The sequence below is a fragment of the Streptomyces sp. JW3 genome (assembly GCF_052216785.1).
In the GTDB taxonomy this organism is placed as follows: Bacteria; Actinomycetota; Actinomycetes; order Streptomycetales; family Streptomycetaceae; genus Streptomyces.
Genome location: NZ_JBQOUX010000138.1, coordinates 1 through 18479 on the forward strand (window position 1 = coordinate 1; position 18479 = coordinate 18479).

Here is an 18479-nt window from a genome sequence, read left to right on the forward strand (position 1 = left end):
GCCGCTTGACCGGCGTGGCGTGCCGGCGAGGCGCGAGCGCGTGCCGCCGTGCCGGGGACGAGGGAGGGGCGTGGGGGTGGTCGCCGGTCACGCCCGTCGCCCGCTACCGTGCCGCCATGACGACGACCGACGGCACCCCCGACGCCCACCCCCGCTTCGCCGAAGCCCTCACCGCCCTCGGCCTGGCCGACCTCACCGCGCGGATCCGCCGCTTCCCGGAGGCCACCCGCACCGCCGCCGAGGCCGCCGCCGCGATCGGCTGCGAGCTGAGCCAGATCTGCAAGTCACTGATCTTCGCGGCGGACGGCGTACCGGTGCTGGTCCTCATGGACGGCGCCTCCCGCGTCGACGTGGAACTGGTCCGGCGGGAACTCGGCGCCGGCCAGGTCACCCGGGCCAAGGCCGACGTCGTACGGGAGACCACCGGGTACGCCATCGGCGGCGTCCCGCCCTTCGGGCACCGCACCGCCACCCGTGTCCTCGCCGACCGCTCCCTGCTCGCCCACGACCTGGTCTGGGCCGCCGCCGGCACCCCGTACACCGTCTTCCCGATGCCCCCGAAGGACCTCGTCGCCCACGCCGGCGCGACCCTCGTGGACGTGCGCGAACCCTCCGTCCGGTAGCACCCTGGAAACAGGGGCGGGCGAAAAGGGGCCCACGGAGGTGAAGCCATGACGCACACACCGGTCGGATGGCACGTCGAGGTCGAGTTCACGGAGGACGACACGCACACCCGGGCGGTCGCGCTGGTGCGGACCGCCGACGGTACGGAGCTACGGGCGCACGGGCACGCCAGCCGGCACCGCGCCGACAGCCGGCAGCCGCGCGTCGGCGAGGAGGTCGCCGGGGCACGGGCGCTGAACGAGCTGGCGATGCGGCTGCTCGACAAGGCGCACAAGGAGATCGACGAGGCGTCGGGGAGGGAGTCGCACCCCATCCACGTATGAGACCCACGCAGGAGACCCACGTGTGGGCTATCCCCGGCCGGACAGTGCCGCCCGTACCGCCCGGATCAGCGCCTGCGCCCGCGGGTCCGCCGTCACCGTCCCGCGGAAGCCGTTGGTGACGTAGCCGAAGGCGATGCCCGACTCCGGGTCGGCGAAGCCGAGGGCGCCGCCGCGGCCCGGGTGGCCGAAGGAGCCGGGGGACAGCAGCGGCGCCGCGCCGCCGTGCAGCATGTAGCCCAGGCCGAAGCGGGTGCCGACGACCAGGACCCGGTCGGGGCCGGCCGACTCCTCGGTGCGGGCCACCGCCGTCGTCGCCGGGTCGAACAGCCGGACGCCGTCGACCTCGCCGGTCAGCGCCGCGTAGAAGCGGGCCAGTGCGTCGGCGGTGGCGATGCCGTTGGTGGCGGGCAGCGCCGCCGCCCGGTACGCGGGGTCGTTCTGGTCGGGGAACGGCGTGATCGCGCCGAAAGCCCGGCGGGTGACGGAGCCCGGATCGTCGTAGGCGGCGGTGACGGAGCGCTTCGGGCGCATCCGCAGCCCGCCGGCGGGGGGTTCCGGGTCGTCGAGGCGTCCCACGCGGCCCGCGCGGGCGGCCGCCTCCTCGGCCGCCGGGAGGCCGAGCCACAGGTCGAGGCCGAGCGGGCGGGCCAGCTCGGCCGCGATCCACTCGCCGGTGCCGCGGCCGGTCACCCGGCGGACCAGGCCGTCCAGCAGCCAGCCGTAGGTCAGCGCGTGGTAGCCGTGGTCGGTGCCCGGCTCCCAGACGGGGGCCTGGGCGGCGACCGCCGCCGGCCCGCGCAGCGGGTCCAGGGCCTCGTCGGGAGTCAGCGGACGGTCGAGGAGGGGGAGGCCGGACCGGTGGTTCAGGACGTGCCGGACCAGCAGCCGTTCCTTGCCGTGCGCCTTGAACTCCGGCCAGTACGCGGCCACCGGCGCGTCCAGGTCCAGGTCCCCGCGCTGATGCAGCAGCAGCGGTACGGCGGCGGCGACGCCCTTGGTGGCGGACCGGACCACCTGGGCGGTGCCGCGCCGCCAGGGCTCGGTGCCGTCGATGTCCCGGGTGCCGGCCCACAGGTCGACGACCTTGTGGCCGTCGCGGTAGACGGCGACGGCGGCGCCCCGGTCGCCGCGCGTCTCGAAATTGCGTACGAACGCGGCCCGGACCGGTTCGAAGCCCTCGGCCACGCTGCCCTCTATGCGCACGTCCGCCGTCATGCCGTCGGCACCGAGCGCGGGTCGAACCCGAAGGGCAGTTCGAGGCGGTGGGCGCGCATCAGGGCGTCATCGGCGAGCAGGTCGGCGGTCGGGCCGTCGGCCGCGATCACCCCGTCGCTGAGGATCAGGGCGCGGGGGCAGAGCTGAAGGGCGTAGGGCAGGTCGTGGGTGACCATCAGGACCGTGACGTCGAGCGAGAGCAGGATGTCGGCGAGTTCGCGGCGGGCGGCCGGGTCCAGGTTGGAGGACGGCTCGTCCAGGACCAGGATCTCCGGTTCCATCGCGAGGACCGTCGCCACCGCGACCCGGCGGCGCTGCCCGAAGGAGAGGTGGTGCGGGGGACGGTTCTGGAAGCCGGCCATGCCGACCTGGGCCAGGGCCCGGTCCACCCGTTCCTCCAGCGCGGCCCCCTTCAGTCCGGCCGCCGCCGGTCCGAACGCCACGTCCTCCCGGACCGTCGGCATGAAGAGCTGGTCGTCGGGGTCCTGGAAGACGATGCCGACCCGGCGCCGGATCTCGGCCATGTGCCGTTTGTCCACCGGCTGCCCGGCGACCGTCACCGTGCCCGCGCCGCCGGTCAGGATGCCGTTGAGGTGCAGTACGAGGGTCGTCTTGCCGGCGCCGTTCGGGCCGAGCAGGGCGACGCGTTCACCGCGCGCGATCGAGAAGTCCACGCCGAACAGGGCCTGATGCCCGTCGGGGTAGGCGAAGGCGAGGCCGGAGACCTCCAGGGAAGCAGTCGTCACAGGGTCCATCCCAGCAGACAGACCAGCAGCGCGGCACACGGGAGGGCCAGTGCGTACGACCACTGGGCCCGGGACGCGGTCACCTCGTCGATGACCGGCATCGAACCGGCGTAGCCGCGGCTGACCATCGCCAGATGGACGCGTTCGCCGCGTTCGTAGGAGCGGATGAACAGCGCCCCGGCGGATTTCGCCAGCACCCCCCAGTGCCGTACGCCGCTGGCCTCGAAGCCGCGCGACTCCCGGGCGATCCGCATCCGCCGCATCTCGTCCGTGATGACATCGCCGTAGCGGATCATGAAGGACGCGATCTGGACCAGGAGCGGCGGGAGCTTGAGGCGCTGCAGGCCGAGGAGGAGTTCGCGCAGTTCGGTGGTGGCGGCCAGCAGCACCGAGGCGGCGACCCCCAGGGTGCCCTTGGCCAGCACGTTCCAGGCGCCCCACAGGCCGTTCACGCTCAGCGACAGGCCCAGTACGTGCACCCGGTCTCCCTCGGCCACGAACGGCATCAGCACCGCGAACGCGACGAACGGCACCTCGATCAGCAGGCGTTTGAGCAGGAAGGCGGGCGGCACGCGGGCCGCGTGGGCGACCGAGGCGAGCAGCAGCGCGTAGAGGGCGAAGGCCCACATCGCCTCGCGCGGGGTGGACACCACGACCACGACGAAGGCGAAGGTCGCGGCGAGCTTGGTGTGCGGGGGCAGCCCGTGCACGGGGGAGTGCCCGTGCCGGTAGAGGCGATGGGCGTGTCCGGCGCCCATGTCAGACGCTCGTGCTGGTCGCGGCGGCGTCGGCGGTGCGGCGCCGGCGCAGTGTCCAGAACACCGCGCTGCCCGCGACGACCGTGACGCCCACGCCGATCACGCCGGCGAGGCCGCCGGAGAGCCGGGCGTCGGTGATGTCCTTGACGCCGTAGTCGGCGAGCGGCGAGTCGGCGGCGGCGTGCTCCTCGGCCTTGGCGTCGATGCCCTTGTCGGCGGCGACCTTCTCCAGGCCGTCGGGGCTGGCGGAGGCGTAGAAGCTGACGAAACCGGCGAGGACCACGGAGAGGGCCAGGCCGGTGAGCCACACCTTGCGGTGCGAGCGCCGGGCCGCCACCGGGGCCGGCCCGGCGGCGGGCGCGTCGACGAGTTCGCCGCCCACCCGCAGCTTGAGCTGCTGCGTCAGGCCCCGCGCGCCGTACACCAGGTCCGGGCGGACGGCGATGACGGCGCCGACGGTGAGCGCGGTGATCACGGCCTCGCCGATGCCGATCAGCACGTGCACGCCGATCATGGCGGTGGCGACCTTGCCGATGGAGACGTCGGTGGTGCCGCCGACCCAGTAGATGAGGGTGAAGGCGACGGCGGCGGCCGGGACGGAGAGCAGCGCGGCGAGGAACGAGGCGACGGTCACCGAGCGGCGGGTGCGCGGCAGCACCTTCACCAGGCCCCGGAAGACGGCGTAGGCGACGACCGTGGTGACGATCGCCATGTCGGTGATGTTGACGCCGAGCGCGGTCAGACCGCCGTCCGCGAACAGGATGCCCTGCATGAGCAGGACCACGGAGACGCAGAGGACCCCGGTATAAGGGCCGACGAGTATCGCCGCCAGCGCGCCGCCGAGCAGGTGTCCGCTGGTTCCGGCCGCGACCGGGAAGTTCAGCATCTGCACGGCGAAGATGAACGCCGCGACCAGGCCGGCCAGCGGCGCGGTCCGTTCGTCCAGTTCCTTGCGCGCGCCGCGCAGGCTGAGCGCTACGGCGCCGGCGGCGACGACACCGGTGACCGCGGAGGTCGGGGCGTTGATGAATCCGTCAGGTACGTGCACCAGTCGATGATACGGAGTAGTTGCAACCTCTGCGCAAGAGCGAGGTGAACGCTCCGAGGGCATCAATCGTGAAATATGGGACATTGGGACAAGGGTCGAGGTGAAGGAGCCGGTCGATGTCGGTGGTCGAGCAGTACGCGCGGGTCCAGGTCCTCACCGACGTGGACGACGGCCGGTGCATACCGGTGGTGCTCCGCTACGACCCCGAGGACGACCCCCGGTCGGTACGGATCGGGCTGCCCGGCCCGCGGTACTTCACCTTCGCCCGCGAACTGCTGGAGCGGGGGCTGCGGGCGCCGGCCGGCACCGGTGAGGTGCGGGTGTGGCCGTGCGGACGGGTGCGGGCCGTGGTGGAGTTCCACCCGGGGCAGGGCGGCTGCTCGGTGGTCCAGTTCGACGCGGGCGACCTGCTGCGGTTCCTCAAGAGGACCTACGCGGCGGTCGCCGAACCCGTCCCGCGCTGAACCGTCAGCCGCCCGCCTTCAGCAGCGCCGCCACGATCGGGCCCGCCGTGTCGCCGCCGTGTCCGCCGGCCCGCACCACGCCCGCCGCGGCCAGGTCGTCCGCGTACGCGGTGAACCAGCCGTTCGGCTTCTTCTGCCCGTCGACCTCCGCCGACCCGGTCTTCGCGCCGGCGTCCCCGCCGACCCCGGCCATCGCCTCCGCCGCCGTGCCGTAGTCGGCCGTGTAGGCCATCAGCTCGCGCAGCTGGGCCAGGGTGCCGGCGGACATGGTGCGGGCGGCGGTGGCCAGTTCCCGGTCGTCCACCGAGGGGGCCACCAGGTACGGCTGGTGGAAGGTGCCGGTCTTCACCGTCGCCGCCACCGACGCCATGTTCAGCGGGTTCATCCGCACCCCGCCCTGTCCGATCAGCGAGGCCGCCTTCTGCGCGTCGCTCTGCACCGGGACCGCGCCGTCGAAGGACGACACCCCGATCGCCCAGTTGTTCAGGCCGAGGCCGAAGACCTCCTGGGCCTGCCGGGTCAGGTCGTCGTCGGACAGCTTGCCGGCCTGGCTGATGAAGGCGGTGTTGCAGGAGCGGGCGAAGCTCGCCTTGAAGGTGCCGCCCTTGATGGAGAACTTGTCGTCGTTCTGGAACTTCCAGCCGCCGTAGGTGAAGTACTTCGGGCAGGGGTGCGCCTTGTCGGCCGACGCCAGGCCCTTCTCGATCAGCAGCGAGGAGGTGACGACCTTCATCGTGGAGCCGGGGGCCAGCGAGCCCTGGAAGGCCGTGTTGAAGCCGTGGCCGCTGTTGGCGACCGCGAGGATCTCACCGGTGGAGGCGCGGGTCAGCACCACCGACGCCTGCTCGGTCGCGGCCACCTGCTCCTCGGCGAGCGCCTGGAGCTCCGGGTCGAGAGTCGTCTCCACCGTGCCCGGCGTGCCCTCGCTCAGCTCCAGCAGGGTCTTGTCGGAGAGCTTCTTCGCCTTCGACGCCTTGCCGCGCACCACCCGCAGTTCGATCCCGGCGGTGCCGCCGGCCTTCTTGCCGTACTTCTCGCGCAGCCCGTCCAGGACCGTGCCCAGCGACGGGTACTTCGCGGCGGTGATCTCGCCGCCGTCCCGGTCCATCGCCTTCACCGGCGGCGTCCCGGCCTCCCCGGTGACCAGCCTGTCGCCCGCGCCGAGGTCGGGATGGACGACGGCGGGAGTGAAGGCGACCCGGGGTTCCCCGTCCGCCTCGCGGCGTACGACGGTCAGCGCGCTGTCGTATGCCAGCGGCTCGCGGACGTCCCCGTAGACCACCGTCGCCTTGACCGAGAACGGCACCTTGGCGCCGGTCCGGGTGCCCGGGGTGAGGGTGACGTCCGCCAGGTGGGCGTCCTTGGCGTAGGAGGCGAGCAGCGCCTTGGCGGCGGTGGCGGAGTCGGTGGCGGCGGCCGCCTCGGCCGGCTTGCCCCGCTGCCAGGCGGTGAGGAAGCGGCGGGCCGTCGAGGTGACCTCGGCGGCCGACAGCGGGCCCGACTTCACCTTCCGCTCGGCCGCCGTGGTGCGCGCGTCGTCCCCGGCGGCCGTCCCGCCGGCGGTCAGCGCCCAGGCGCCGGCCCCGGCCCCGGCGACGACCGCGGCGATCACCCCGCCGATCACGACCGGCCGCCTGCTGCTGCGTCGCTCGGCGACACGCCTTCTGTTGCCCACTGCTTCCCGTTTCCCTCGATGCCGTCACGTCCGCGACGACGGCACACACACTCTTCCAACGACGCCCCGCGCCCCGCGGTCCCGCCCCGCGGTCCCGCCCCGCGGGGGTGAGTTCAGCCGCGGTTCAGCCGCCGGCCCGCAGCACGTCCGCGACGATCGGGCCGGCCGCGTCGCCGCCGTGGCCGCCCTCCTCGGTCATGGCCGCCGCCGCGATGTCGTCGCGGAAGCCGGTGAACCAGCTGTTGGACACGGTCTGCCCGTCGACCTCCGCCGACCCGGTCTTCGCGCCGATGTCCCCGCCGAGCCCGGACATCGCCTCGGCGGCGGTGCCCTGCGTGGCGGTGAGCCGCATCATCTGCTTGATCTGCGACGAGGTGTCCGAGGACAGGCCCTTCGCGGTGGCCAGCTCCCGGTCGTCCAGGTCGGGCGAGACCAGGTAGGGCTGGCGGAACGTGCCGGTGACCGCGGTCGCCGTCACCGAGGCCATGTTGAGCGGGTTCATCTGCACCTGGCCCTGGCCGATGGCGCCCGCCGCCCGGTCCGGGCCACTGGAGGCGGGCACGCTGCCGTCGAAGGAGACGATGCCGGTCTTCCAGTTGTCCTTGCCCAGGCCGAACCGCTCCTGGGCCTCCGTCATCAGCGAGGAGTCGGTGAGCGGCTTCTCGTCGATCAGCTTGATGAAGGCGGTGTTGCAGGACCGCATGAAGCTGTTGGCCAGCGTGGCGGACTCGTTGGGCTCCATGCCGGTGAGGTTCTTGAAGACCTGGCCCTGCCAGATGGCCTGGTCGGGGCAGGGCGCGGCGCCGTTCATCGAGGTCACGCCGTTGTCGATGAGCATCGCCGCGGTGATGATCTTCATCGTGGAGCCGGGCGCGACCCGGCCCTGGAAGGCCGCGTTGAAGCCGTCCGCCCGGTGATTGGCCACCGCCAGCACCTCACCGCTGCTGGGCCTGACCGCCACCACGGAGGACTCGTCGAACTCCGCCACCGCCTTCTCGGCCGCCGCCTGCACACCCGCGCTCAGCGTCGTCTTCAGCTTGCCCGGCTCGCCCTCGGCCAGCGTCACCAGCGGGGTGTCCGCCACCGACTGGGAGGCGTGCCGGACCATCAGCTCGATACCGGGCTCGCCGCCCGCCTGGTCGCCGTACTTCTCCCGCAGCGTGTCCAGGACCGGGCCGAGCGAGGGGTACTTCTCCTTGGTCAGCACCTTGCCGTCGCGGTCCACGGCCTCGATCGGCGGGGCCGACGCCTCGGCGGTGACCAGTGTGTCGCCGTCGGCGGCCAGCTCCGGATGGACCACCGACGGCTCCCAGTCGACCAGCGCCTTCCCGGTGGTCTGCCCGCGCACCACGCTCAACTGGCTCTTGTACGTCAGCGGCTTCGTCCTGCCCTCGTACGACACCTTCGCTTTCACGGTGAACGGCACCTTCGTGCCGGTCGCCGTGCCGGGGGTGATCGTGACGCCGCCGATGTGCGCGTCCTCGGCGTACGCGGTGAGCAGGGTGGTCGCCGACGCGTCGTCGTTGGTGTACGACGCGGCCTCCGCGGCCTTGCCGTCCGCCCAGGCCGCGAAGAACTTCTTGGTCGTCTCCGCGACCTCGTCACCGCTCGGCGGGCCGGTCTTCACCTCGTCCCCGCCGCCGCCCAGCGCCGACACGACATTGAAGGCGCCGTAGCCGGCCCCTCCGACCATCACGGCGAACACCCCGCCGATGACGGCAGCCTTCATCCCCCTGCCCATCGGCAGTCCCCTCCCGTCGAAATCCCGGACGCGCTGTTGAACGCGTTCAGAAAGTGGTCACACTGGCACTCTATGTGCCCCAAGTGACTTGCGGTACGGCTGTTTCCGTTTGGTGGCCGAACGGAGACACAGAGATCTCCGTCCCCCGGTCACACCCACGTGTCCAGCCACATCCGGGCCCGCCAGTCCTCCATCGGGATCGCCGTACCCGTGTAGAGCGGCCAGAAGTAGATGAAGTTCCACGCCACCAGGAGGAACAGCACCCCGGCCGCCACCGCGCCGCCCACCCGCCGCGCGTCGCTCGCCCCCGGCCGGCCGATCACCGCCCCCAGCAGCATCGCCACCGCCAGACACAGGAACGGCAGGAAGACGACGGCGTAGAACAGGAAGATCGTGCGCTCCTGGTACATGAACCAGGGCAGGTACCCGGCCGCGATCCCGCAGGCGATGGCGCCCGCCCGCCAGTCCCGTCGCAGCGCCCAGCGCCACAGCACGTAGAGCAGCGCGAAGCAGCCCAGCCACCACAGCACCGGCGTGCCCAGCGCCAGCACCTCGCGGGCGCACTTCTCGCCCGCGTCCGCCGGACAGCCGTCGGTGCCGGGGGACGGCGACTCGTAGAAGTAGGAGACCGGGCGGCCCAGGACCAGCCAGCTCCACGGGTTGGACTGGTAGGTGTGCGGCGAGGTCAGGTGGGTGTGGAACTCGTAGACCTGCGTCTCGTAGTGCCACAGGCTGCGCCACCAGTCCGGGAACAGCCAGGACCAGTCGCTGTTCCTCCCGTCGGTGGCCGCCCAGTTGCGGTAGTAGCCGCCGGTGCCGTCGCTCGGGGAGAGGATCCAGCCGGTCCAGGAGACCAGGTACGTGACGATCGCCACCGGGACCGTGGCGAGGAACGCCCAGCCCAGGTCGTACTTGAGCACCGCGGTCCGGGGGCGCACCGCACCGGCCACCCGGCGGGCGCCCACGTCCCACAGCACCGCCATCACACAGAACGCGACCAGGATGTACAGGCCGTTCCACTTGGTGCCGATGGCCAGGCCCAGCATCAGCCCGGCCGCCCAGCGCCACGGCCGCCACCCGATCCGGGTGGTCTCGGCGACGTGCGCGTCCGGGCGGACCAGGCCGTCGGCGTCCACCGGCAGCGCGGCGGCGAGTTTCGCGCGGGCCCGGTCGCGGTCGACGAGCAGGCAGCCGAACGCGGCCAGCACGAAGAAGACCAGCACGCTGTCCAGCAGCGCGGTGCGGCTCATCACGAAGGCGAGACCGTCCAGCGCCAGCAGCGCGCCCGCCAGACAGCCGAGGAAGGTGGAGCGGAACAGGCGGCGCCCGATCCGGCACAGCAGCAGCACCGAGACCGTGCCGAGCAGCGCGGTCATGAACCGCCAGCCGAACGGATCGAACCCGAACAGCCACTCGCCGACGCCGATCACGAACTTGCCGACCGGCGGATGCACGACGTACGACGCGTCCGTGGGGACGGTCACATCGCCGCCGGAGTTCAGGATCAGGTCGTTGGCGTTCTTGTCCCAGTTGACCTCGAAGCCGCGGTTGATCAGCGCCCAGGCGTCCTTGGCGTAGTACGTCTCGTCGAATATCACCGCCTTCGGGCTGCCCAGGTGCCAGAACCGCAGCACCCCCGCCACCAGTGTGACCAGCAGCGGCCCGCCCCAGCCCGACCAGCGCACCAGCCGGTCGGCGACCGGCCCGGACAGGCCGAGGAAGGCCCACAGCCGGGGACCGGGCCGCCGGTACGGCGGCACCAGCCGTTCGCGGACGTCACCGCGGTCCGGGGCCGCGTATCCGAACCGCCGCAGCCGTCGCTGCCACGCCGGCCGGCTCTCGTGCGGGGCATGGTCTCGCCGGGTGTCCGTGGAGTCGGAGTCCGTGGAGCCGGAGTCCGTGGACGACGCTGTACTGGTCACCGCGCCATCGTAGGGAACCGCTCTGTGCGAGTCCCGTGCTTGCCCCTGCGAGGATGGAAACGTGACAGTCGCAACCGGAATCCTCGTCCTCGCCGGCACCCCCATCGGCGACCTCGCCGACGCCCCGCCCCGGCTCGCCGAGGAGCTGACCGCCGCCGACGTCGTCGCCGCGGAGGACACCCGGCGGCTGCGCCGGCTCACCCAGGGGCTCGGGGTGACGCCCAAGGGGCGCGTGGTGTCGTACTTCGAGGGCAACGAGAGCGCGCGCACGCCGGAGCTGGTCGAGGAGCTGGTGCGGGGCGCCCGGGTGGTGCTGGTGACGGACGCCGGCATGCCGTCCGTGTCCGACCCCGGGTACCGGCTGGTCGCCGCCGCCGTCGAGCGGGGCGTCAAGGTCACCGCCGTACCCGGGCCGTCCGCCGTCCTCACCGCGCTGGCGCTGTCCGGGCTGCCGGTGGACCGGTTCTGCTTCGAGGGGTTCCCGCCGCGCAAGACCGGCGAACGGCTCACCCGGCTGCGCGAGGTCGCCGCCGAGCGCCGCACCCTCGTCTACTTCGAGTCCCCGCACCGGGTCGCCGACACCCTCGCCGCGATGGCCGAGGTCTTCGGCACCGGCCGGCGCGCCGCCGTCTGCCGGGAGCTGACCAAGACGTACGAGGAGATCAAGCGCGGCCCGCTCGGCGAACTGGCGGCGTGGGCGGCCGACGGGGTGCGCGGCGAGATCACCGTCGTCGTCGAGGGCGCCCCCGACCAGGGCGACGCACAGCTCGGCGCCGAGGAACTGGTGCGCCGGGTGCGGGTGCGCGAGGAGGCGGGGGAGCGGCGCAAGGAGGCCATCGCGGCGGTCGCCGCCGCGGCGGGCGTACCGAAACGCGAGGTGTTCGACGCCGTGGTCGCGGCGAAGAACGCCGGGGCGTGAGCCCTGGGGGCACACGCCCATGGGGGAGTAAACGAACGGCCCCTTACGGCAAGGGACCGTCAAATGCCCCCCAACTCTTGACAGCTCTGGTGATTCCGGACTGATTCGGGCATCCACTGAAGGCACGGGACGCGTCCACGCCCCACCTTCGCGGACCTCTGGAGTCGGTATGAGCGAGACCACGGTGCACGAGTCGTACTCCTTCGCCTGCATGCGCTGCGGCAGCGGCTGGGAGCAGTCCTACGAGATAGAGCACCACACGGACACCCAGGGCCGGCCCTACGTGGTGTACGTCGCGGACGGGCGGACGGTGCCCTCCCCGCTCTCCCGGCCCACCTGCCACAACTGCGACGGGCACGTGGTACGGATCATGCGGCCGGGGCGGGTCGCCTCGGCCCGGAACGCGGCCGCGCACCGGCCGTACGCGGCGGTGCCGGCCCAGGCGGGGCCGGTCGAGGCGCCCGAGCCCGCCGCCGAGCACCGGCACTGGCACGTGGCCGACCTGCTGCACGCGCTGCACCTGTACCGCACGCATCACAAGGCGGGCTGACCGCCGTTTCCCGGATCGGGGACAATCGGGGGCATGCCTTCGAACGCCGACAAGCACGCGGCGCCCCCGCTCCCCGCCCCCCTGCGGGTACCGGTCGCCGACTCGCACACCCACCTCGACATGCAGTCCGGCACGGTCGAGGAGGGCCTCGCGAAGGCCGCGTCGGTGGGCGTGACCACGGTCGTCCAGGTCGGCTGCGACCTGGCCGGCTCGCGCTGGGCGGCCGAGACGGCGGCGGCGTACCCGAACGTCCACGCCGCCGTCGCCCTGCACCCCAACGAGGCGCCGCGCATCGTGCACGGCGACCCAGGAGGAGAGGGGTCGCGGCAGGGGGCGCGGCAGCCGGGCGGCGACGCGGCGCTGGACGAGGCGCTCGCGGAGATCGACCGGCTGGCCGCGCTCACCCACGTCAAGGCGGTCGGCGAGACCGGACTCGACTACTTCCGCACCGGCGAGGACGGCAAGGAAGCCCAGGAACGGTCCTTCCGCGCCCACATCGAGATCGCCAAGCGGCACGGCAAGGCCCTGGTCATCCACGACCGCGACGCCCACGCCGACGTACTGCGGGTGCTGAAGGAGGAGGGCGCCCCCGAGCGGACCGTCTTCCACTGCTACTCCGGCGACGCGGAGATGGCGGAGATCTGCGCCGAGGCCGGCTACTACCTGTCCTTCGCCGGCAACGTCACCTTCAAGAACGCCCAGAACCTGCGCGACGCCCTCGCGGTGGCCCCGCTGGACCTGGTCCTGGTGGAGACCGACGCGCCGTTCCTGACCCCCGCGCCCTACCGGGGCCGCCCCAACGCCCCCTACCTGATCCCGGTCACCGTCCGCGCGATGGCCGCCGTACGCGGCATCGACGAGGACACGCTGGCGACCGCGCTCGCCGCGAACACGGCGCGGGCCTTCGGCTACTGAACCCCGGATACTCTTGCCGGGTGAGCAGCCCCACCCCGCCCGACGCCCTGCTGGGCCCCGCCGACGTCCGTGAACTGGCGGCCGCCCTCGGCGTCCGCCCCACCAAGCAGCGCGGCCAGAACTTCGTCATCGACGCGAACACGGTCCGCCGTATCGTCCGCACCGCCGGCGTCCGCCCCGACGACGTGGTGGTCGAGGTGGGCCCCGGGCTCGGCTCGCTCACCCTGGCCCTGCTCGAGACGGCCGACCGGGTCACCGCCGTCGAGATCGACGACGTACTGGCCGCGGCCCTTCCGGCCACCGTCACGGCGCGGATGCCGGCCCGCGCCGACCGGTTCGCGCTGGTGCACGCCGACGCCATGCGGGTGCGCGAGCTGCCGGGACCCGCCCCGACCGCGCTCGTCGCCAACCTGCCGTACAACGTGGCCGTCCCCGTCCTCCTGCACATGCTGGAGACCTTCCCGAGCATCGAACGCACCCTGGTCATGGTCCAGGCGGAGGTCGCCGACCGGCTGGCCGCCGGGCCGGGCTCCAAGGTGTACGGCGTGCCGTCCGTGAAGGCCAACTGGTACGCCGAGGTCAGACGGGCCGGCTCGATCGGCCGGAACGTCTTCTGGCCGGCCCCGAACGTGGACAGCGGACTCGTCTCACTGGTGCGGCGCGCCGAGCCGCCGAAGACCACCGCCTCCCGGCTGGAGGTGTTCGCCGTCGTCGACGCCGCCTTCGCCCAGCGCCGCAAGACCCTGCGGGCCGCGCTGTCCGGGTGGGCGGGGTCGGCCGCGGCCGCCGAGGCGGCGCTGGTCGCCGCGGGGGTGTCGCCGCAGGCCCGCGGGGAGTCCCTGACCGTGGCAGAGTTCGCGCGGATCGCCGAGCACAAACACTGACGGAGAGTGACAGCAACGTGAGCGTGACGGTACGTGTCCCCGCCAAGGTCAACGTCCAGCTCGCGGTGGGCCCGGCCCGCCCCGACGGCTTCCACGACCTGGCCAACGTCTTCCTCGCGGTCGGCCTCTACGACGAGGTCACCGCGTCCCCGGCCGAGACGCTGCGGATCACCTGCGCGGGGCCGGGCGCGGACCAGGTGCCGCTGGACCGCACCAACCTGGCCGCCCGGGCGGCGGTGGCGCTCGCCGAGCGGTACGGCCTCGCCCCGGACGTGCATGTTCACATCGACAAGGACATCCCCGTGGCCGGCGGCATGGCGGGCGGCAGCGCGGACGGCGCGGCGGCCCTGGTCGCCTGCGACGCGCTGTGGGGGACGGGCGCGTCCCGTGCCGAACTGCTGGACATCTGCGCCGAGCTGGGCAGTGACGTGCCGTTCAGCCTGGTCGGCGGGGCGGCGCTGGGCACCGGGCGGGGCGAGCGGCTGACCGAGCTGAAGGTGGGCGGCACCTTCCACTGGGTGTTCGCGATGGCCGAGCGGGGGCTGTCGACGCCGGCGGTGTTCCGGGAGTTCGACCGGCTGGGGGAGGGGGCCGGCATCCCCGATCCGGTGGCCTCGCAGGCGGTGCTGGACGCGCTGGCGAGCGGGGATCCCGGTGCGCTGGCGGTGGCCGTGTCCAATGACTTGCAGCCCGCCGCGCTGTCCCTGTTCCCGGAGCTGGCGGACACGCTCGCCGCGGGGCGGGCGGCGGGGGCGCTGGCGGCGATCGTCTCCGGCTCGGGTCCGACGACGGCGTTCCTCGCGGGCGACGCGGACGCGGCGGTCGTCGTCGCCGGGGTGCTGCGGGCCTCCGGCACCTGCGGGGCGGTGCGGGTGACGGAGGGGCCGGCGGTGGGGGCGGTGGTGGTGTGAGGATTCAGAGCTGGTCGATGGCGGCCAGGTCGATGTCGATGGTGTAGGGCTTGTCGACCTTGATGCGGTCGCGGTGCATGCCCATGTGGACGTATGCGTTGGTCATCGGGTCGCGTTCGTAGACGTGGATGACGGGCTTGCCCTCCGTGCCGCCCTGCTCCACCCGCCAGAAGTGCGGGATGCCGGCGGCGGCGTACTTGTGGGGCTTGGTGGTGCGGTCGCGGGACTCGGAGTCGGGGGAGACGACTTCGATGGCGAGCAGGACGTCCTGGGCCCGGTAGCTGGTCTGGTCCGGACCGGTGATCGCTTCGGCACGGATGACGCTCACGTCGGGTTCGGGGCCGTTGCGCTGGTCGAGGACGATGGTCATCTCCCGGCGAACCCTGAGCACGGCCGGCGCTGTGCTCCGCAGGCCATTCACCAACAGGTCGATGACGATGCTGTGGAAATCCCGCTGTGGACTCACGAAAATCAGGCTCCCGTCGATCAGCTCGGTGTGCGGCGGGAGATCCGGCAGCGTGAACAGGTCGTCCACGGTGTATCCGTCCTGCGGCGGCACCGGCCAGCGCTGGTGACGGCGGTGCTCTACGGACTCGGCGGTCATGGTTCCTCCCATGGACGGGATCCTGCTGCCCGCCCTCCACGGTAGCGGGGCGATCTGACATGCGTCACCACAAAGAGTGACGAATCTTGTCCGTGTTACCGCGCCCCCCGGAGGGCCTACGCTTGAAGGCTGATCGTCCCCCAGTCAGGAGAGAAATGGCCGTCAACCTGGTCAATGTCGAGAACGTCAGCAAGGTGTACGGCACCCGTGCCCTGCTGGACGGGGTGTCCCTCGGTGTCTCCGAGGGGGACCGCATCGGCGTCGTGGGCCGCAACGGGGACGGCAAGACCACGCTGATCCGGATGCTCGCCAAGCTGGAGGAGGCCGACACCGGGCGGGTCACCCACTCCGGCGGGCTGCGGCTCGGGGTGCTGACCCAGCACGACTCCCTCGACCCCGCCGCCACCGTGCGGCACGAGGTCATCGGCGACCTCGCCGACCACGAGTGGGCGGGCAACGCGAAGATCCGCGACGTACTGACCGGGCTGTTCGGAGGGCTGGACCTGCCGGGGTTCCCGCAGGGCCTGGACACCGTCATCGGGCCGCTGTCGGGCGGCGAGCGGCGACGGATCGCGCTGGCCAAGCTGCTCATCGAGGAACCGGACCTGGTGGTGCTCGACGAGCCCACCAACCACCTCGACGTCGAGGGCATCGCGTGGCTGGCCCGGCATCTGCGGGAGCGCCGGTCCGCGCTGGTCTGCGTCACCCACGACCGGTGGTTCCTCGACCAGGTCTGCACCCGGATGTGGGACGTGCAGCGCGGGGACGTCTACGAGTACGAGGGCGGCTACTCGGACTACGTCTTCGCGCGGGCCGAGCGGGAGCGGATCGCCGCGACCGAGGAGGTCAAGCGGCAGAACCTGGTCCGCAAGGAACTGGCCTGGCTGCGCCGCGGCGCGCCCGCGCGGACCTCGAAGCCGCGGTTCCGGGTGGAGGCCGCCAACGAGCTGATCGCGGACGTGCCGCCGCCCCGGGACAGCAGCGAGCTGATGAAGTTCGCGTCGTCGCGGCTCGGCAAGACGGTCTTCGACCTGGAGGACGTGACGGTGCAGGCCGGGCCGAAGGTGCTGCTGAAGCACCTGACCTGGCAGCTCGGGCCGGGCGACCGGGTCGGCCTGGTCGGGGTCAACGGCGCGGGCAAGACCTCGCTGCTGCGGGCGCTGGCCGAGGCCGCGTACAGCGACGGCGAGCGGCAGCCGGCCGGTGGCCGGGTCAAGGTCGGCCGGACGGTGAAGCTGGCCTATCTGTCGCAGGAGGTCGCCGAGCTGGACCCCGACTGGCGGGTACTGGAAGCCGTGCAGGCGGTCCGGGAGCGGGTCGACCTGGGCAAGGGGCGGGAGATGACCGCCGGGCAGCTGTGCGAGACGTTCGGGTTCGGCAAGGAGAAGCAGTGGACGCCGGTCGGTGATCTGTCGGGCGGGGAGCGGCGGCGGCTGCAGATCCTGCGGCTGCTGATGGACGAGCCGAATGTGCTCTTCCTCGACGAGCCGACGAACGACCTCGACATCGAGACGCTGACCCAGCTGGAGGATCTGCTCGACGGCTGGCCCGGATCGATGATCGTCATCTCCCACGACCGGTTCTTCGTGGAGCGGACCACCGACCGGGTGTTCGCGCTGCTCGGGGACGGTGCGCTGCGGATGCTGCCGCGCGGGATCGACGAGTACCTGGAGCGGCGGCAGCGGATGGAGGAGGCGGCGGCGGTGTCGGCCGCGCCCGCCGCGGTGGTGGACAAGGGCGGCGAGAAGACGGCCGCCGACCAGCGGGCCGCGAAGAAGGAACTCCAGAAGATCGAGCGGCAGTTGGACAAGATCTCCGAGAAGGAGAGCAAGCTGCACGCGCGGATCGCGGAGCACGCGACGGACTTCGCGAAGGTGGCCGAGCTGGACGCCGAACTGCGGGAGCTGTCCGGGCAGCGCGACGAACTGGAACTGCGCTGGCTGGAACTGGCGGAGGACGCCTGACCCGGTCGTAATGCGAGGAATTTCGGTGATCCGGGGCAGTTCTCACCGGTAGGGGGAGCGCGATGTCGAACAAGCGTGTAGCTTCCGGGGGCAGGTCGGGGGACGTGCCGGGGGACTGTGGGGCGGGACTGGGGGGTGGCAGTGGGAGTGCGGCTGATGGTGGTCGACGACCACCGATTGCTCGCCGAGGCGCTGGCCTCGGCGTTGAAGCTGCGGGGGCACCGGGTGCTGGCCGCGGCGGCTCCGGCCGCGGGGGCGGCGGAGCTGGTGATCAGCCGGGCGCCGGAGGTCTGCCTGATGGGGACGGCGACGCCGGCCGAGCCGGGGATCTTCGACCCGGTGGTACGGATCAAGCGGGACCGGCCGCAGGTGGCGGTGCTGGTGCTGGGGCCGGTGCCGAGCCCGCGGGGCATCGCCGCGGCGTTCGCGTCGGGGGCGTCGGGGTATGTCCGGCACGACGAGCGGATAGAGGGCGTCGAGCGGGCGATCATGAAGGCGCGGGCCGGGGAGGCGGCGGTGGCGCCGGCGCTGCTCCAGGGGGCCTTCGCCGAACTGCTGAATCCCGCCGCGCAGCCCGATGACGAGGGGCAGCGGCTGCTTCAGCTGCTGACGCCCCGGGAGCTGGAAGTGCTGATGCGGGTCGCGGAGGGTGAGGACACCCGGCTGATCGCGGCGGGCATGGGGATCGCGCCGTCCACCGCGCGCACCCATGTGCAGCGGGTGCTGATGAAACTCGGGGTCGGCTCGAGGCTTGAGGCGGCTGCGCTGGCGGCCCGGACCGGGTTGCTCGACCGGGCGGGGGCCTCCGGCGGTTGAGCGGGGCGCCTGCGGCGGCCTGCGCGGGTGGGGTGGGGGTGCGCGTAGCGCCCACTGGTGGGTTGTGGGTCGGGGCCGGGGTGGGGGGTGTCCGTCCTCGGAACGGCGCGGAATCGGTCTTCTACGGGGGTGAACCGGGTCGACGCGCCAACCGCTGCGGGCGAACACCCCCCACCCCGTCCCCTTCCCGCCGCGGGCGAGTGCGGGTACGGCGCGTCGCGGCCGCGTGGCCGCGTACCCGCGCCACCGTGTGGCCGCGTGCCCGCGGGCGGCGCGCAGCCGCACAACCGCGGGCAGTCGTTGCCTCCCCCAGTGCCTGAACGGCCTGGGAGGTACCCCCAGGGCGGCACGGGTGGGCGCGGCGGCACCCGGGCAGCGCCGGGTCGCGGCGCGCCCCGGC

General features: G+C 72.8%; 18 protein-coding genes. 10 read left to right on the top strand and 8 right to left on the bottom strand.

All coding sequences use genetic code 11. The features are described from left to right. Nucleotides 1-116 precede the first annotated feature (116 nt). Nucleotides 117-623 (top strand): YbaK/EbsC family protein, encoded by a 507-nt coding sequence (locus ACTT8P_RS34460; RefSeq protein ID WP_442835734.1) that lies wholly within the window; start codon nt 117-119, stop codon nt 621-623. A 48-nt stretch (nt 624-671) separates the two neighbouring features. Continuing rightward, nucleotides 672-947 (top strand): DUF1876 domain-containing protein, encoded by a 276-nt coding sequence (locus ACTT8P_RS34465; RefSeq protein WP_442835735.1) that lies wholly within the window; start codon nt 672-674, stop codon nt 945-947. Nucleotides 948-974: 27 nt separating this feature from the next. Here the strand turns inward: ACTT8P_RS34465 and ACTT8P_RS34470 are convergent, their stop codons facing one another. Genes ACTT8P_RS34470 through ACTT8P_RS34485 form a run of 4 tightly spaced genes read right to left on the bottom strand, consistent with a single transcriptional unit; the run spans nt 975 to nt 4714 of the window. Then, a complete protein-coding gene (locus ACTT8P_RS34470) occupies nt 975-2162 on the bottom strand; it encodes a serine hydrolase domain-containing protein (RefSeq protein ID WP_442835736.1) in 1188 nt (395 codons plus the stop codon). Beyond that, nucleotides 2159-2917 carry an energy-coupling factor ABC transporter ATP-binding protein gene (locus ACTT8P_RS34475; RefSeq protein ID WP_442835737.1) on the bottom strand — a complete coding sequence of 253 codons (759 nt, stop codon included), beginning with the start codon at nt 2915-2917 and terminating at the stop codon, nt 2159-2161. Before ACTT8P_RS34475 ends, ACTT8P_RS34470 begins: the two co-directional genes overlap by 4 nt. Continuing rightward, nucleotides 2905-3666, bottom strand: a complete 762-nt coding sequence (gene cbiQ / locus ACTT8P_RS34480) for a cobalt ECF transporter T component CbiQ (protein ID WP_442835738.1) — start codon at nt 3664-3666, stop codon at nt 2905-2907. Before cbiQ ends, ACTT8P_RS34475 begins: the two co-directional genes overlap by 13 nt. A gap of 1 nt (nt 3667) precedes the next feature. Continuing rightward, nucleotides 3668-4714 carry an energy-coupling factor ABC transporter permease gene (locus ACTT8P_RS34485; protein WP_442835739.1) on the bottom strand — a complete coding sequence of 349 codons (1047 nt, stop codon included), beginning with the start codon at nt 4712-4714 and terminating at the stop codon, nt 3668-3670. Between the two features lie 116 nt (nt 4715-4830). On the opposite strand from ACTT8P_RS34485, the gene ACTT8P_RS34490 reads away from it, so the two are divergent. Beyond that, nucleotides 4831-5178 (top strand): SsgA family sporulation/cell division regulator, encoded by a 348-nt coding sequence (locus tag ACTT8P_RS34490; protein ID WP_442835740.1) that lies wholly within the window; start codon nt 4831-4833, stop codon nt 5176-5178. A gap of 4 nt (nt 5179-5182) precedes the next feature. On the opposite strand, the gene ACTT8P_RS34495 is transcribed toward ACTT8P_RS34490, so the two are convergent. From ACTT8P_RS34495 to ACTT8P_RS34505, 3 genes are all read right to left on the bottom strand, one after another. Then, nucleotides 5183-6853 carry a penicillin-binding transpeptidase domain-containing protein gene (locus ACTT8P_RS34495; protein ID WP_442835741.1) on the bottom strand — a complete coding sequence of 557 codons (1671 nt, stop codon included), beginning with the start codon at nt 6851-6853 and terminating at the stop codon, nt 5183-5185. A gap of 124 nt (nt 6854-6977) precedes the next feature. After that, the gene (locus tag ACTT8P_RS34500; RefSeq protein WP_442835742.1) at nt 6978-8594 is read right to left on the bottom strand and encodes a penicillin-binding transpeptidase domain-containing protein; all 1617 of its coding nucleotides are present in this window, start codon (nt 8592-8594) and stop codon (nt 6978-6980) included. 149 nt (nt 8595-8743) lie between these two features. Continuing rightward, a complete protein-coding gene (locus ACTT8P_RS34505) occupies nt 8744-10516 on the bottom strand; it encodes a dolichyl-phosphate-mannose--protein mannosyltransferase (RefSeq protein WP_442835743.1) in 1773 nt (590 codons plus the stop codon). 61 nt (nt 10517-10577) lie between these two features. Here ACTT8P_RS34505 and rsmI point away from each other — a divergent pair, with 61 nt between their 5' ends. From rsmI to ACTT8P_RS34530, 5 genes are all read left to right on the top strand, one after another. After that, nucleotides 10578-11435, top strand: coding sequence for a 16S rRNA (cytidine(1402)-2'-O)-methyltransferase (gene rsmI / locus ACTT8P_RS34510; protein WP_442835744.1), 858 nt, complete (start codon nt 10578-10580; stop codon nt 11433-11435). Nucleotides 11436-11604: 169 nt separating this feature from the next. Then, nucleotides 11605-11985, top strand: a complete 381-nt coding sequence (locus ACTT8P_RS34515) for a hypothetical protein (RefSeq protein ID WP_442835745.1) — start codon at nt 11605-11607, stop codon at nt 11983-11985. 33 nt (nt 11986-12018) lie between these two features. Beyond that, on the top strand, nt 12019-12900 hold the full coding sequence (locus tag ACTT8P_RS34520; RefSeq protein ID WP_442835746.1) for a TatD family hydrolase: 882 nt from the start codon (nt 12019-12021) through the stop codon (nt 12898-12900). Between the two features lie 20 nt (nt 12901-12920). Next, on the top strand, nt 12921-13784 hold the full coding sequence (rsmA, locus tag ACTT8P_RS34525) for a 16S rRNA (adenine(1518)-N(6)/adenine(1519)-N(6))-dimethyltransferase RsmA (protein WP_442835747.1): 864 nt from the start codon (nt 12921-12923) through the stop codon (nt 13782-13784). 17 nt (nt 13785-13801) lie between these two features. Further along, entirely contained in the window at nt 13802-14695 is an 894-nt protein-coding gene (locus tag ACTT8P_RS34530) for a 4-(cytidine 5'-diphospho)-2-C-methyl-D-erythritol kinase (RefSeq protein WP_442835748.1), read from the top strand. Between the two features lie 4 nt (nt 14696-14699). On the opposite strand, the gene ACTT8P_RS34535 is transcribed toward ACTT8P_RS34530, so the two are convergent. After that, entirely contained in the window at nt 14700-15311 is a 612-nt protein-coding gene (locus ACTT8P_RS34535; RefSeq protein WP_442835749.1) for a Uma2 family endonuclease, read from the bottom strand. Nucleotides 15312-15454: 143 nt separating this feature from the next. Here ACTT8P_RS34535 and ACTT8P_RS34540 point away from each other — a divergent pair, with 143 nt between their 5' ends. Both ACTT8P_RS34540 and ACTT8P_RS34545 read left to right on the top strand, forming a co-directional pair. After that, nucleotides 15455-17263 (top strand): ABC-F family ATP-binding cassette domain-containing protein, encoded by a 1809-nt coding sequence (locus ACTT8P_RS34540; RefSeq protein ID WP_442835750.1) that lies wholly within the window; start codon nt 15455-15457, stop codon nt 17261-17263. Between the two features lie 141 nt (nt 17264-17404). Beyond that, nucleotides 17405-18079, top strand: coding sequence for a response regulator transcription factor (locus ACTT8P_RS34545; RefSeq protein WP_361157159.1), 675 nt, complete (start codon nt 17405-17407; stop codon nt 18077-18079). Nucleotides 18080-18479 lie beyond the last annotated feature (400 nt).